This is a genomic window from Roseovarius sp. MMSF_3298 (genome assembly GCF_030733705.1).
Taxonomy (GTDB): domain Bacteria; phylum Pseudomonadota; class Alphaproteobacteria; order Rhodobacterales; family Rhodobacteraceae; genus Roseovarius; species Roseovarius confluentis.
In genome coordinates this window covers 63,902-77,860 of the sequence record NZ_JASHIN010000001.1, presented here as the reverse complement: position 1 = coordinate 77,860, position 13,959 = coordinate 63,902, and the positions used below count along the sequence as shown (strand labels likewise).

The 13,959-nt window shown below is 65.1% G+C and carries 12 protein-coding genes and 1 tRNA gene; 6 read left to right on the top strand and 7 right to left on the bottom strand.

What is annotated here, in order from left to right; translation table 11 throughout:
• Positions 1-31: 31 nt before the first annotated feature.
• The 3 genes from RBB18_RS00380 to guaB form a co-directional block, all read right to left on the bottom strand.
• A complete protein-coding gene (locus tag RBB18_RS00380; protein ID WP_306110448.1) occupies positions 32-2,335 on the bottom strand; it encodes an ATP-binding protein in 2,304 nt (767 codons plus the stop codon).
• A gap of 115 nt (positions 2,336-2,450) precedes the next feature.
• Positions 2,451-3,620 (bottom strand): RsmB/NOP family class I SAM-dependent RNA methyltransferase, encoded by a 1,170-nt coding sequence (locus RBB18_RS00375; RefSeq protein WP_306110447.1) that lies wholly within the window; start codon positions 3,618-3,620, stop codon positions 2,451-2,453.
• Between the two features lie 45 nt (positions 3,621-3,665).
• Positions 3,666-5,114: an IMP dehydrogenase gene (gene guaB, locus RBB18_RS00370; RefSeq protein ID WP_306110446.1), complete on the bottom strand. Its 1,449-nt coding sequence runs from the start codon at positions 5,112-5,114 to the stop codon at positions 3,666-3,668.
• Positions 5,115-5,326: 212 nt separating this feature from the next.
• Here guaB and speB point away from each other — a divergent pair, with 212 nt between their 5' ends.
• Positions 5,327-6,280: an agmatinase gene (gene speB, locus RBB18_RS00365; RefSeq protein WP_274591911.1), complete on the top strand. Its 954-nt coding sequence runs from the start codon at positions 5,327-5,329 to the stop codon at positions 6,278-6,280.
• A gap of 243 nt (positions 6,281-6,523) precedes the next feature.
• Positions 6,524-7,894, top strand: a complete 1,371-nt coding sequence (locus RBB18_RS00360; protein ID WP_306110445.1) for an ammonium transporter — start codon at positions 6,524-6,526, stop codon at positions 7,892-7,894.
• 276 nt (positions 7,895-8,170) lie between these two features.
• Here RBB18_RS00360 and RBB18_RS00355 read toward each other — a convergent pair whose 3' ends face one another.
• Genes RBB18_RS00355 through rpmH form a run of 4 tightly spaced genes read right to left on the bottom strand, consistent with a single transcriptional unit; the run spans position 8,171 to position 9,832 of the window.
• Positions 8,171-9,049: a sulfotransferase domain-containing protein gene (locus RBB18_RS00355; RefSeq protein ID WP_274591913.1), complete on the bottom strand. Its 879-nt coding sequence runs from the start codon at positions 9,047-9,049 to the stop codon at positions 8,171-8,173.
• Positions 9,036-9,284 (bottom strand): membrane protein insertion efficiency factor YidD, encoded by a 249-nt coding sequence (yidD, locus tag RBB18_RS00350; protein WP_103761312.1) that lies wholly within the window; start codon positions 9,282-9,284, stop codon positions 9,036-9,038. The genes RBB18_RS00355 and yidD overlap by 14 nt, the downstream gene beginning before the upstream one ends.
• Entirely contained in the window at positions 9,281-9,673 is a 393-nt protein-coding gene (gene rnpA / locus RBB18_RS00345; RefSeq protein ID WP_103761313.1) for a ribonuclease P protein component, read from the bottom strand. Before rnpA ends, yidD begins: the two co-directional genes overlap by 4 nt.
• Before the next feature lie 24 nt (positions 9,674-9,697).
• Positions 9,698-9,832 (bottom strand): 50S ribosomal protein L34, encoded by a 135-nt coding sequence (rpmH, locus tag RBB18_RS00340; RefSeq protein WP_005980833.1) that lies wholly within the window; start codon positions 9,830-9,832, stop codon positions 9,698-9,700.
• Positions 9,833-10,118: 286 nt separating this feature from the next.
• Between rpmH and RBB18_RS00335 the strand changes: the two genes are divergently transcribed.
• The 4 genes from RBB18_RS00335 (at position 10,119) to RBB18_RS00320 (ending at position 13,842) form a co-directional block, all read left to right on the top strand.
• The gene (locus RBB18_RS00335) at positions 10,119-10,850 is read left to right on the top strand and encodes a TVP38/TMEM64 family protein (protein WP_103761314.1); all 732 of its coding nucleotides are present in this window, start codon (positions 10,119-10,121) and stop codon (positions 10,848-10,850) included.
• A 3-nt stretch (positions 10,851-10,853) separates the two neighbouring features.
• Complete coding sequence (locus RBB18_RS00330) at positions 10,854-12,272, top strand: NAD(P)/FAD-dependent oxidoreductase (protein ID WP_306110444.1); 1,419 nt, start codon at positions 10,854-10,856, stop codon at positions 12,270-12,272.
• 24 nt (positions 12,273-12,296) lie between these two features.
• Positions 12,297-13,691 (top strand): HAMP domain-containing sensor histidine kinase, encoded by a 1,395-nt coding sequence (locus tag RBB18_RS00325; RefSeq protein WP_103761316.1) that lies wholly within the window; start codon positions 12,297-12,299, stop codon positions 13,689-13,691.
• Positions 13,692-13,765: 74 nt separating this feature from the next.
• Positions 13,766-13,842, top strand: a tRNA-Arg gene (locus tag RBB18_RS00320).
• The last annotated feature ends 117 nt before the right edge of the window (positions 13,843-13,959 follow it).

The window sequence follows — 13,959 nt, the reverse complement described above, 5'->3', positions numbered from 1 at the left end:
TCCCGCCCGCCGAAGCCGGGCAGGCGCAGTGTCATCCCTGCGAAAGCTGGTGTTGCACCGTCTCGGTCAGCTCCGTCAGCGAGAACGGCTTGGGCAGGAACGTCGAGTTGGGAATGCGCGACTGTATCTCGCCAAAGGTCTCCTCTGCATAGCCCGACATGAAGACCACCTGCGTCTCAGGGCGCCGTTCCAGCGCCTGCAAGACCCAGGCAGGCCCGTCGATGCCCGGCATCACAACGTCTGAAACGAAGACATCCACCTCCAGCGTGCTGTCTTCCAGCAACTCCAGCGCGGCCTCGGCCGAGTCGGCCTCCAGCACGGTCATGCCGCGCAGTTGCAGGGCGCGGCTGGCAAAGGCCCGGACCGGCGCCTCGTCCTCGACCAAAAGGACGACGCCCTCGGTCTTGGAGGCAAGCCGCGCCGGGGCATGTGGTTCGGTCTCGGCCGTGTCTTCGCGCAGGTGAGCGGGCAGCAGAACCTGGAACGTCGTGCCCTCGCCAGGCTGGCTGTCGGCGAAAATGAAGCCGCCGGTCTGCTTGACGATGCCATAAGCCGTCGACAATCCAAGCCCCGTGCCCTCGCCGGTGCGCTTGGTCGTGAAGAACGGCTCGAACACCTTCTGGATCTTGTCCTGCGAAATACCCGCCCCCTCGTCGGTGACGGTAACCCGCACGTAGCGGCCCGGCGCCACCACCGCCCGGTCGCGGCGCAGGGGCTCGTCGAACGTGACGTTTTCGGTTGCGATGCGGATGTCGCCCCCCTCGGGCATGGCGTCGCGCGCGTTGACCACCAGGTTCATCAGCACCTGTTCCAACTGCCGCTTGTCGGCCCGGATCGACCACAGCGTGGGATCGTGGCTGAGCGACAGCATCACCCGCTCGCCGACCAGGCGGTTCAGCAGGTGCGTCAGGTCCGACAGCATGTCGCGCAGGTCCATCACCTCGGGGCGCAGGGTCTGCTTGCGCGAATAGGCCAGAAGCTGGCTGACCAGCGCCGCCGCGCGATTGGCGTTCTGGTTGATCTGGATAAGATCGCCATAATCCGGATCGCCCTGATCGTGCCGCAACAGCAGCAGATCGCAATGCCCGGCAATGGCCGTCAGCAGGTTGTTGAAGTCATGCGCCACACCACCGGCAAGCTGTCCGATTGCCTGCATTTTCTGGCTTTGCACGAACTGCCCTTCCAGCGTCTTCAGTTTGGTCGCGTCGTTCAGAACGGCGATCAGCACGGTTTCGCCCGCCTCGGACGCGCGGTTCAGCGTGACCTGAACGAATGTCTCACGGTCGTCGCGCCTCACGCGCAGAAACTCCGACTGCACCCCGCCGCGCCCCTTGGCCGCATCCTCCAGCCAGTCCGGGATCGACCGGCCCAGCCCCTCCATCAGCTCCGAGAGCGTCTTGCCGCAGCACCCATCCACGCCCAGCAGGTCGCGCGCAGGCCGGTTCGAGATCTGCACTTCGCCGGTACGCGCGAGTTTCAGCAAAGGCACGGGCAATTCGTCGAAAAACGCCCAGCCATCCGGCTGACGTTCGGTAGGCGCGACACCGGGCAACAGGAAGATCTCGCGCCGGCCTGCCACGCCCTCAAGCTCCACCACGAGGCAGGCGCTCAGGCCGTCGACTGTGGTGATGTCGTTGATCTGTCCCGAGCGCAGGGGCATCTTGGGGAAAATGCGGTCGAGCGAGCGCGCGCGCGCGCCCACCAATTGCCGCGCGGCGGAGTTCATGAACAAGACGGCCCCGCCCCGCCCCACGGTCAGCATCGGCAGCGGAACGGGATCCACCTCGCGCGAGGGGCGGTCAGCGGATTTTTCGATCCGCCAGATATACCGGTCGGCCGCCGCACGGTGTACGCCGATGCGCAGGTGCCCGGCCCGCGTGACCACGTCCTCATGCGCGGATCCGCGCAACTGCGCACGGCTTTCAAGTCGATAGAGAATTGGCCCGGGATTGGCGACCGCGTGTTTCAGCGCCCCGGCCAGCGTCGTCGCCTCGTCGGCGGCAAAGGCGGTCATCGCGGCGCGGTTGGCATAGCGGATGTCACCCTCGCGCCCTGTCAGGATCGCGGGGGTCGCATCCTCGCCCAGGAACTCCTCTGCCGCGTCGACCAGCGCCTTGCGAAACCGCGTCTCCGCCGCGTTCACAATGCCGATCCACAGCGCCGACATCAGCAGAATCGCCGAGGTAAAGACCGCCGCCATCCGCAACGTCGCGTCGGGCACGACCACCGCCACTGCGCCGAACAGGACGGCGGCGATCAGCACCGCCCTGGCGCGCGGCCTGATTCGGGCTGCGGCATCGCGCAACGGCAATACTGTTCCGGTAGTGGATGCCAACCGGCACCTCCCCAATCACAAGCTCCTGCCCGACGTCATAGGCGGCGGGGCTTAAAGTTAGATTAACGCTGAAAGAGAGAACACGTCTAGGTTGCTTCTGCCTGAGCGGTCACAGCTATTCCGGTTTGCGCAACAGCGCCAGAAAGAACCCGTCGCCAATCTCCGAGATGGGCCATCGGCGCGTGTCCTGCCGGGCCCAGTCCGGATGCGCCGTCTCGAACCGTGACACCTGGCGCTCGTTCTCCTCGGTCAGCACCGAACATGTCGTGTAGGCCAGGTATCCGCCGGGACGCACAAGCGCCTGCGCCTGCACGAGAATTTCCCACTGGAGCGCGCCAAGTTGATCCAGGCGTCCGGGCGTCAGCGCCCATTTCGCCTCGGGCGTGCGCCGCCACGTGCCGCTGCCCGAACAGGGCACGTCGCAAAGCACGATATCGAACGGTGCGGCCTGCGCCACGTCCCCCGGTTCAAGCCGCGAAACACGTACCTTTGCCCGGTCGGCCCGTGCGGGAAGGTCGCGCATCCGTTCGGGCGCGGCGTCATGCGCGAACCAGGCGCCCTCGTGCCACCCGGCCAGCGCCAGGACCTTGCCGCCGCCACCGGCGCAATAGTCCAGCACGCGCCCGCCCGCGGGGTCTGGCAAGACCGCCATCGCGGCCTGGCTGCTGGCGTCCTGAAGCTCGACATGACCGTCCCGGAAGGCGGCCGATTGCGCGACGCGCCGCGCGCCCTCGGTCACAAGAAAGGCGCCGCTGACAGTCGAAACGGGACGGGCGACAATTCCATCTTGTTCCAGAACATCAATGACTTCAGCGGCACTTTTCATGCGAGGGTTGTGCCGCAGGCAGACCGGCGCCCGATGGCGCAGCGCCTCCGCGGCGGCGGCGGCGTCCTCCTCCCCCAGGCTGTCCTTGAATCGCGCCCAAAGCCAGTCCGGCAAATCGCGGCTCTCTGCCTCTTCGGGCGTTGCGCCGGCGTCGCGCTCTTGCGCCGTCAAGGTCACGGGCGCGTGGCCCTCCCCGGTAAAGATCGTCTCTGGGTCGGTCTTCTCCGCACGCACATGCCCCAACATCAGGGCGCGGCCATTCTCTCCACCCCCGAGGGCGGCACAGGACCGCTTGCGGCGCAATACCGAGAAGACGTGGTCGCGCACCGCCGCGCGATCCTTCGACCCGGCATAGCGCGCTCCCCGCGCCCAGCGGGTCAGCGCCTGTTCCGCGGCCAGCCCGCCGGCCATGGCGTCGAGCACCTCGATCGCGGCCTGAACGCGCGCTGAAGGGGTCACGAGATTACCTCAGGATCGCCGCACAAGTCCTTGCGATACCGCACTTTACCCAATGCGGTAGTTCGGGCTTTCGCGCGTGATCTGAACGTCGTGCACGTGGCTTTCCTTCAGGCCCGCGCCGGTGATTTTCACGAATTCGCATCCCTTGCGCATCTCGTCCACAGTGGCGCATCCGGTATAGCCCATGGCCGCCCGCAAGCCGCCCACCAGCTGGTGCAGTACGGTCCCGGCGCTGCCCTTGTAAGGCACCTGCCCTTCGACCCCTTCGGGCACCAGCTTGTCGCTGGCGGCATCCTTCTGGAAATACCGGTCGGCCGAGCCCTGCGCCATCGCCGCCAGGCTGCCCATCCCGCGATACGCCTTGAAGCTGCGCCCCTGGTACAGGATCACCTCGCCGGGGCTTTCATCGGTGCCGGCCAGCATGCTGCCCACCATGGCGCAGGACGCGCCGGCCGCGATCGCCTTGGCGAAATCGCCCGAGAACTTGATGCCGCCATCGGCGATGACCGGCGTGTCGCCCGCCGCCGCGGCACAGTCCATCACCGCCGTCAGCTGCGGCATGCCCACACCGGCGACCATCCGCGTGGTGCAGATACTGCCCGGCCCGATGCCGACCTTCACCGCATCCGCGCCCGCGCCGATCAGCGTCCGGGTCGCCTCCGCCGTGGCCACGTTCCCGGCCACGATCTGAACCTCGTTCGACAGTTTTTTGGCCCGCTCCACGGCCTGTGCCACGCCTTCGGAATGGCCATGCGCGGTGTCGATCACGATCATGTCGACGCCCGCATCCACCAGCGCCTCGGACCGCTCGAAGCCCGCGTCGCCCACGGTCGAGGCCGCCGCCACGCGCAGACGTCCCAGCCTGTCCTTGCAGGCCGACGGGTTCAGCACCGCCTGCTCGGTATCGCGCAACGTCAGCAAGCCGGTCAGCTTGCCCTGCCCGTTGGTCACCAGCAGCTTCTCGATCCGCCGCGCCTTCATCAGGCTCTTGGCCTCCTCGCGATCCGCAGGCTCGGTCAGGATCGCCAGGTTGTCGCTGGTCATCATCACGTGAACCGGCGTGTCGTCATCGGTGGCAAAGCGCATGTCGCGGTTGGTCACGATGCCCATCACGTGGCCCTTTTCATCCACCACGGGAAAGCCGGTAAAGTTGTAGCGTTCGATCAGCGCCTTGGCATCGGCCAGCGTCTGGTCGGGCCGCAGGGTCACGGGGTTGTAGACGATCCCGCTCTCGAAGCGTTTCACCCGGCGCACTTCCTTGGCCTGCTGTTCCACCGTCAGGTTGCGATGGATCACGCCCATGCCGCCCGACTGCGCCATGCAGATCGCCATGCGCCCCTCGGTCACCGTGTCCATGGCGGAACTCAGAAGCGGTATGTTGAGGTCGATCGACCGGGTCACGCGTGTGCGCGTGTCCGCCGTGGTGGGCAGAACGCTGGACTTCGCGGGAACCAGCAGAACATCGTCAAAAGTGAGGGCCTCACGAATCTCCATGGCGCATCTCCTTGGGGTGTCTCGTTTGGCGGTTCCCTATTACACGGGTTGGCAGGAATGGAAAGGGGCGAATGGGCCCCTGCGCGCAGATGACATGGCCGCACCGCATGCCGCAGCTTGCCGCGTCGTAGGGTGGGTGAAAACCCACGCACACCCCCTTGCCTTGCGCGCCCGCCGCACGCTAGCGTCCCTGCAACCAGAGGACACGGCCCATGACAACCCACGGATACGAGAGCGGCCGGCTCGACCTGCCTTTCGTCGGCATCGCCACTTTCGGCAAGCGCCCCTATGTGGCCGACTGGAGCCGCATCGACGCCGACGTCGCCATCCTCGGCGCCCCTTTCGACGCCGGCACCCAATGGCGCTCGGGCGCCCGCTTCGGCCCCCGCGGCGTGCGCGAGGCGTCCACGCTCTTCAGCTTCGGCCATGCCGGCGCTTATGATCACGAGGACGACGCCACCTACCTGCCCGGCTCTGTCAGCATCGTCGATATCGGCGACGCCGACATCGTCCACACCGACACGATGACATCCCACGCCAATATCGAGGCTGGCGTCCGCGCCATCCTCGCCGCCGGCGCCCTGCCCGTCACCATCGGCGGCGATCATTCCATCAACATTCCCTGCATCAACGCCTATGACGATCAGGGCGACATCCATGTATTGCAGATCGACGCCCACCTCGATTTCGTCGACGAGCGTCACGGCGTCCGCTTTGGCCACGGCAACCCCATGCGCCGCGCCGCCGAGAAACCTTTCGTCACCGGCCTCACCCAGCTGGGCATCCGCAATGTCAGCTCGACCGCCAAGGAAGGCTATGACGACGCCCGCGCGCGCGGCTCGGATATCCTGTCTGTCCGGCAGGTGCGCAAGCTGGGGCCCGAGGCCACCGCCGCCCGCATCCCCGAAGGTGCGCGGGTCTACATCACCATCGACATCGACGCCTTCTGCCCCTCCATCGCGCCGGGCACGGGCACGCCCAGCCATGGCGGGTTCCTCTATTACGACGTGCTCGAGATCCTGCAACAGGTCGCACAAAGCCACGAGATCGTCGGCATCGACCTGGTCGAGGTCGCCCCGGATTACGACCCCACCGGCTCCACCTCGATCCTCGCCGCGCAGGTGCTTCTGAACCTTCTGGGCTTCGTCTTCCACGCCCGCGGCTGATACTTCATTTTTGGTTCACATTTGGGCCTCTCCCAGAGGTGAGATCAGCGCAGACTTGCGCCGGATTTTCACTTTTAGCTATTTTTACCTTCACAGACGCAGTTTTTTGCGCAACATTTAATCAAAACAAAAAACATAACAGGACGCCGGCCATTTTTCGGTACAGTTTTGGTTCGCCATTGCGCGCCAGCACTACCAGGCCCGGACGGACACGGAAAACCAACAGTGGAGGACACACCCAAAATGGATCTCGCAGCCATTCAGGCCGACCAGGTCACACTCAATTCCCTGGTCCAGAACCTCGTCTATCTTTCCGGCACGGTCGGCGCGATCACCGTCGTCGTCGGCCTTCTGATGATCGACGCCGGCACGACACGGCGCAAAAGCCTGTTCAACTCGACCATCGAAAAGGTCATGGGCTTCTTTCTCGGTTTCACCACCTACTTTGCCATCGGCTTCGGCTTCTGGGCGGCGCAGTATTACATCATGGAAGGCGCCACGATGGGCGACAGCTTGCGCGACTGGTGGCTCTTCGGCGGGATGCTGAACGCCAACGCCTCGACCACCGATCCGGCCACGTTCCCGGGGCTGAACACCTTCCAGATCTTCGTGTTCTTCCTCGCGGTCTTTGCCGGGATCGTGAACATCCTCTTCCACTTCGCCGTGTCCGAACGGATCAAGGCCTCGGCCTATTACGTGCTCTGCGTCGTGGCCGCCGTGGCCTCGTCCATCCTCAGCTTCTACACCTGGGGCTCGGTCGGCCCGCTGACCAATGCAGGCTTCCACGACTTCTTCGGCGTGGGCTTCGTCTATCTCTTCCCCACCGGCATGGCGCTGGCGCTGGTGCCCATGCTGGGCCAGCGCCCCGGCATGTTCAATCCGCACCCCATGGTCTCGGGCTACCACGCGCCCAGCATCGGGCTGGCGGCCGTGGGCCTGCTGACCATCTTCGCGGGCCTGCCCATGGTCATCGTCTCCTGCCTCTTCTTCTTCGACCCCGAGGCGCTGGCGGTCAGCGTCACCATGGCCGACACCAGCGTCGGCCTTGCCGTGAACAACTACGCCATGGCCTGGGCCGGCGGCGCGGTGACAGGCGGCATCATCGCCTATGCCACGCGCAAATACGCCTACCTGCTGCTGGGGCCGCTGGCGGGCTACGTGGCCGGTGCCTGCGGCTTCGACGTCTACCAGCCGGGGCAGATGTTCCTGGTGGCCCTCGGCGCGCCGGTCATCGCCTACATCGTCTATGAATTCACGCTGAAGCGCGAGTTCGACGAGCACAAGCTGCTGCCTCTCTTCCTCGGCGCGGGCAGCTACGGCCTGATCATGGTCGGCATCCTCGAGGCCGGCACCCCGCGCGGCGGCTACTTCGGGTTCGAGGAAGGCGAGTATGCCTTCCAGCATGGCCAGATCGGCCTGACCATGCAGCTCATCGGCATCGTGGTCTGCCTCGGCGCGGGCCTTGTGACCGGCCTCGTGACGGCGCTGATCCTCAAGGTCACGATCGGCCTGCGCAACACCGACGACGAAATGGCCGCCGGTCTCGACGGCCTGCGCTGGGGGCTGGAGCCCGACGTGCCCACGCGCGAGGACACGCCCATCGCCAAGGGCTGACGTCTGGTATCACTCACGGGGTCGCGGCGGCGGGGTCCCTCCCATCGCCGCGATGCGTTTCCGTCTCCCGTCCCGGGACCTCGCAGGGTGGGTGAAAACCCACCTGCGCACCGGTTAACAATCCGTCACAACCGGCCACCGCGTTAAACCGTCAATTCGCGTAAATCCGCACCGTCGCGATACCACCCGGATACCGACGCAATACCGACGTGCCGTTTCGGGCCGAATCGCACTGGTTAACGCGCCCGGATCTGCGCCCTGCGCTTCAACGCCCGCTTAATCTTTCAGCCGGGCAAGCACGTCCTCATAGCCCTCAAGCCCATGCGCTGCACCCATCGTTTCGCGCCACTTCCGGGCGTAAGCCTCGCGCATCGCATCGCTGATCTGCGCGCGGCCCGCCCCGGCCTGCCCGCCGGCCACCTTGCTGGCCTCACCGCCCGGAGGCAAGCCACAGGCCGCGTCGCGCGCCTGCCGCACAAGGTGATCGTCGAACTGCCGTCCATGCGCCTTCATGAAATCCAGCGTCGCCTGTGCCTGCGCGACGGCGCGTGTCCACTCATCGGAAACCTCCATGAAATCCGCGACTTGCGCGACACTCTTCGCCAAGTCCCGCTTCATGTGTTCATACGCTATCAGCAGCACATCATCCCGCCCGCGCACAGCCCACCAGGAGGATGCGTGGCTCCAGTAATCCTCTCGGCCCATCCGATCCAGGTAATACTCCGCGAAATCCTCCAGCGAAATCGCCCCGCGCTCGAACATCCAGCCGTCGAAAAAACGGTAAAGCGACACCATCGCATCCACCGGGTCACGCAGCACCACGATGTACCGCCCGCCTTCGGGAATCACCCCCCATGCTAGGTGGCTCTTGAAGAGCTTCGGACGGTAGGGTTGCGGGTCGTTAACGTTCCGCCCCATATCGTGGGCCAGTTCCAGCCACGGCACGACGTCGGTAATTTCGTCAAACGCCATGTCCCCGCCCGACCGCAGCCCATGCGCGATCTGGCTGACCCATGTGGTGCCGCACTTGCTGTAGGGCGAAATGAAGATGTCGGTGGGATCGGGGCGATAGGCCAGCCCCGTCTCGACGCCATGCTCCGTGGCGAACCGCGCCAGCGCCGCGTTCATCTGCGCCAGGGTCTCAGGACGCTTCATCGCGCGCGCCCTCACCGCCCGGCACCGGGTCATACCCACAGCCGCCCCAGGGGTTGCACCGTGCGATCCGACGCGCGGCCAGCCACCCGCCCTTGAGGCCCCCGTGGGTGCGCAAAGCGTCCAAGGCGTACTGGCTGCATGTCGGCTGATACCGGCAATTGAACCCCACCCAGGGGCTGAAGATCAGCCGGTACGCCTTGACCGGCAGGGCCAGCATGTGGGCCAGCGGGCTCACCTGTGCACCGCGGCCAGCGCCTTGCGCAGATCCTCGCACAGCCCGTGGAAATCGCGCTCCACCGTGCCCCCGGCGCGCCCGATCAGCACATAGTCATGTCCGGGTTTTCCTTGGCTTGTCAAAACCTTGCGGGCCACTTCGCGCAACCGCCGCTTGGCCCGGTTCCGGGTGACGGCATTGCCCACCTTCTTGGAACAGGTGTAGCCCACCCGGATCGCCATGCTGTCATCGCGCCGGTCCCGGGCCTGCAACACAAGGCCGCGCGCCGCCTGCCTGCGGCCCTTTGCGGCAGCCAGGAAATCGGGGCGTTTCTTGAGAACCTCCAGACGAACGGAAACCGCCGGGGGCGTTTTCCCCGTGTCATTCACGAGGGCCTCCGGCGGTGTCATGTCCGTACAGTTCCTGGCTGGCGCTTACGCGCTCAGCGACTTGCGGCCACGCGCACGACGCGCGTTCAGGATCTTGCGGCCGGCCTTGGTGGCCATGCGCGCGCGGAAACCGTGGCGCCGCTTGCGGACCAGGTTCGAAGGTTGATACGTGCGTTTCATCGCTCGGCTCTCCGGTGTTCTTGGCCTCGCTCAGGAATCGCGAAAGCCGGAATTCGTATTGAAGCCCGGTCTATAGGGGCGCCCGAGCCCCAAGTCAAACATCCGATTGGCTTTTGCAACAAAAACCCTGCCCGGACGGTTGGCTTTGTTACAAACCGGGCCCGAACCCGACATAATGGCCCCAAAACCTTCACCCCGCTTCACCCCCGCGTGAAGCGTCTGGTGCGGGGCCTGACGATGGCGCATCTAGGAAGGACACGCAATCACACCGGACCCGGATCGCCACATGGACACTGCCGACGACACCAAGCGCCCCGCCTATATCCGCCACGCGCCCCTCGCCGTGATCCTGATCGCCGCCATCGTGGGATACTTTACGTTGGGCGACTACCTGACCTTCGACACTCTGGCCAACAATCGCGAGGCTTTGCTGGCGTTCCGGGACGAAAACTACATCCTCCTGGCAGGCATCTTCGTGGCAGTCTACGTGGCCATTGTCGCCTTCTCGCTGCCGGGGGCGGCCGTGGCCTCGGTCACCGGTGGCTTTCTATTCGGCCTCTTTCTGGGCACCACGTTCAACGTCACGGCGGCCGTCATCGGGGCCTCGGCCATCTTCCTCGCCGCGCGCTGGGGCCTTGGGCGAACGCTCGCCGCCAAGATGGACGCCTCCGAGGGGACGCTCAAGAAGTTCAAGACCGGCCTGCATGAGCATGAAATCAATGTTCTTTTGCTGATGCGCCTCGTGCCCGTGGTGCCGTTTTTCGTGGCCAACCTGCTGCCCGCACTGGTCGGCGTGCGCTTCTTCAATTTCCTCTGGACCACCGCGATCGGTATCATCCCCGGTGCCATCGTGTTCACCTGGATCGGCGTCGGCCTGGGCGAGGTCTTTGATCGTGGCGAACGCCCGGACCTGTCCCTGCTGTGGGAGCCGCAGGTGATCGGCCCCATCCTCGGGCTTTGCGTGCTGGCCGCGCTACCTATCCTCATCAAGACCGTGCGCGGCAAGAAGGACATCTGAGCCATGGCCGATATCAAGACTGACATCCTCGTCATAGGGGCAGGTTCCGGCGGTCTCTCCGTGGCGTCCGGCGCCGTGCAGATGGGCGCTGACGTGGTCCTTCTCGAAGGGCACGAAATGGGCGGTGACTGCCTCAACTTCGGCTGCGTGCCCTCCAAGGCGCTCATTGCCTCGGCCAAGACCGCCTACGGCCCGGCACACGCCGCCCCTTATGGCGTGGAGAATACCGCACCCATTGTGGACTACGCCGCCGCCAAGGACCACGTGCAGGACGTGATCGCAACCATCGCCCCGCATGACAGCCAGGACCGGTTCGAGGGCCTTGGCGTCAAGGTCATCAGGGAATACGGCCAATTCATCTCGCCCACCGAGGTCAAGGCCGGGGAGACGGTCATCCGCGCCCGCCGCATCGTCATCGCCACCGGTTCCTCGCCTTTCGTGCCGCCTATTCCAGGGCTGGACGGTGTCCCATACGAGACCAACGAGACGCTCTTTGACCTGCGCGAAAAGCCCGAGCACCTGCTGGTCATCGGCGGCGGCCCCATCGGCATGGAAATGGCGCAGGCGCATCTTCGGCTGGGCTGCAAGGTCACGGTGATCGAAGGCGACAAGGTGCTTGGCAAGGACGATCCCGAAGCCGCCGCCGTTGTGTTGGACCACCTGCGCGCGGAGGGACTGGAGATAATCGAGGCCGCCACTGCGGCGCAAGTGCGCGGGACCCAAGGGGCGATCGAGCTCGAAACCAAGGACGGGCAAGTTTTCAAGGGCTCGCATTTGCTGATGGCCGTGGGCCGCAAGCCGAGTATCGACAGCCTGAACCTCGACGCGGCGGGCATCGAGACCACGAAGGCGGGCATCAAGGTCGATGCGAAGCTGAAGACCACCAATTCAAAGGTTTATGCCATCGGCGACGTCGCCGGCGGCCTGCAATTCACCCATGTCGCGGGATATCACGCGGGTATCGTCATCCGCTCTGCCGTGCTGGGCCTGCCTGCCAAGGCAAGTACCGCGCATCTGCCCTGGACCACCTATACCGACCCGGAACTGGCGCAGGTCGGCCTGACCGAGGCGCAGGCGCGCAAGGAACATGGCTCGAAGTTGGAGGTCGTCCGGGCGGAGTATGACGGCAACGACCGGGCCATCGCCACACGTAAAACCACGGGCTTCGTCAAGGTCATGGTCGTGGGCGGCCGCCCCGTCGGCGCGACCATCGTCGGTGCGCAAGCGGGCGAGTTGATCCATACATGGGCTTTGGCCCTCGCCAACAACTTGAAAATGAAGCATATCAGCGCCATGGTTGCGCCTTATCCCACGTTGGGAGAAATCAACAAGCGTGCGGCGGGGGCCTATTTCACGCCGCGACTGTTCGAAAGCGATGGCGTCAAGCGGGTCGTGCGGCTGGTCCAGCGCTGGCTGCCCTAGGAAACAAGACGACGGAACGGGTAGATGGGGTTTCTGAAATCACTCTCGGGACGGTTCCTGATCCTGACCGTCCTCTTCGTGATGCTGGCCGAGGTTCTGATTTTCGTGCCCTCCATCGCCCGCTACCGCGAGGATTTCCTGATGGACCGGCTGGAGCGGGCGCAGATTGCCTCGCTCGCGCTCTTGGCCAACGATGAAATCTCGAACGAGTTGCAGGAAGAGCTGTTGCAGAACGCGGGGGTCTTCAACGTGGTTCTGCGCCGCGACGAGGCGCGCCAGCTGATGCTGTCGGCGCCCATGCCCTCACCCATTGTCGATACGTTCGATCTGCGTGACGCGCCGCCGTTGGAACTGATCGGGGACGCGATGACACGCCTTGTGCGGACCGAGCCCGAGATGATCCGCGTCATCGGCGACCCGTCACAGATGGGCGGACTGCTGATCGAGGTCACGCTGCTGACAGACGACCTGCGCGCCGCGATGGTCGACTACGGCCTGCGTATCCTGCTGCTGTCGGCGATGATCTCGGTTGTGACCGCCGCCCTGCTTTATTTTGCCGTGCGTGGCTTTCTCGTGCGGCCCATTGCCAGCGTGGCGCGCAACATGACCCGCTATGCCGAGGCCCCCGAGGATGCCAACCGCGTGATCACCCCCCGATCCACCACCACCGAGATCCGGCAGGCCGAGGAGGCGTTGCTGTCGTTGCAGACGCAGCTCACCTCGTCCCTGCGGCAGCGCGAGCGGCTGGCCCAGCTGGGCGGCGCGGTGGCCAAGGTCAGCCATGACCTGCGCAATATTCTGACCTCGGCGCAGCTGTTCACCGACCGGATCGAGATGAGCGAGGACCCGGCGGTCAAGCGCATGGCACCCAAGCTGGTCAATTCCATCGCCCGCGCGGTGCACCTGTGCGAATCGACCCTGGCCTATGGCAAGGCCGAGGAGCAACCGCCGACCCTGGGCCGGTTCGCACTGATCGACGTCGTCTCTGACGTGATCGAAAGCGAGCGCCTTGCCGTGGGTGACGCCGATGTCAGCTTTGCCGAAGACGTGCCCACGGGGCTTGTCCTGCGCGCCGATCACGAACAGCTTTACCGCGTGATCGCCAACCTCGTGCGCAATGCCCGTCAGGCCATCGTCAATAGCGGCAAGCCCGGAGAGATCGCTATTTCCGGGCAGGAAACCAGTGAGGCGTGGCTCATTCGTGTCTCCGACACCGGGCCGGGCCTTCCACCCAAGGCGCGCGACCACCTTTTCCAGCCATTTCACGGCGGTGCAACGAAGGGCGGCACCGGCCTTGGCCTCTCGATTGCAGCAGAGCTGATCCGTGGCCATGGCGGCACGCTCGAACTTGAAAGCACGGATGAGACCGGCACGGTGTTCTGCGTCAGCCTGCCCCGTGGCGGGTTGAACGTGGACTGAGGGAAATTCCTCGGAAAATCCCGTACCACCCCCTTGCAATGGCCGGCGCATGGGTCTAGATGCTCGACCTCAACGGACCGATAGCTCAGCTGGATAGAGTACCTGACTACGAATCAGGGGGTCGGGGGTTCGAATCCTCCTCGGTCCGCCACTTCCCCGAATTTCCGGAATTGCAGACACCGCTTGGATGGTGGCCTTTGACACGCGCGGCTCACGTGGCGTTCTTCTCGACAATTGAACCGCGCGGCTTATCGTTGCGATAAACGCA

Bases quoted from the DNA above. Each gene is read 5' to 3' on its own strand.
- RBB18_RS00355 (WP_274591913.1), bottom strand. From the start codon at position 9,049: ATGAAGCGTCCTGAGACCCTGGCGCAGATGAACGCGGCGCTGGCGCGG.
- RBB18_RS00330 (WP_306110444.1), top strand. From the start codon at position 10,854: ATGGCCGATATCAAGACTGACATCCTCGTCATAGGGGCAGGTTCCGGC.
- rpmH (WP_005980833.1), bottom strand. From the start codon at position 9,832: ATGAAACGCACGTATCAACCTTCGAACCTGGTCCGCAAGCGGCGCCAC.
- RBB18_RS00335 (WP_103761314.1), top strand. From the start codon at position 10,119: ATGGACACTGCCGACGACACCAAGCGCCCCGCCTATATCCGCCACGCG.
- speB (WP_274591911.1), top strand. From the start codon at position 5,327: ATGACAACCCACGGATACGAGAGCGGCCGGCTCGACCTGCCTTTCGTC.
- guaB (WP_306110446.1), bottom strand. From the start codon at position 5,114: ATGGAGATTCGTGAGGCCCTCACTTTTGACGATGTTCTGCTGGTTCCC.
- RBB18_RS00360 (WP_306110445.1), top strand. From the start codon at position 6,524: ATGGATCTCGCAGCCATTCAGGCCGACCAGGTCACACTCAATTCCCTG.
- rnpA (WP_103761313.1), bottom strand. From the start codon at position 9,673: ATGACACCGCCGGAGGCCCTCGTGAATGACACGGGGAAAACGCCCCCG.
- RBB18_RS00325 (WP_103761316.1), top strand. From the start codon at position 12,297: ATGGGGTTTCTGAAATCACTCTCGGGACGGTTCCTGATCCTGACCGTC.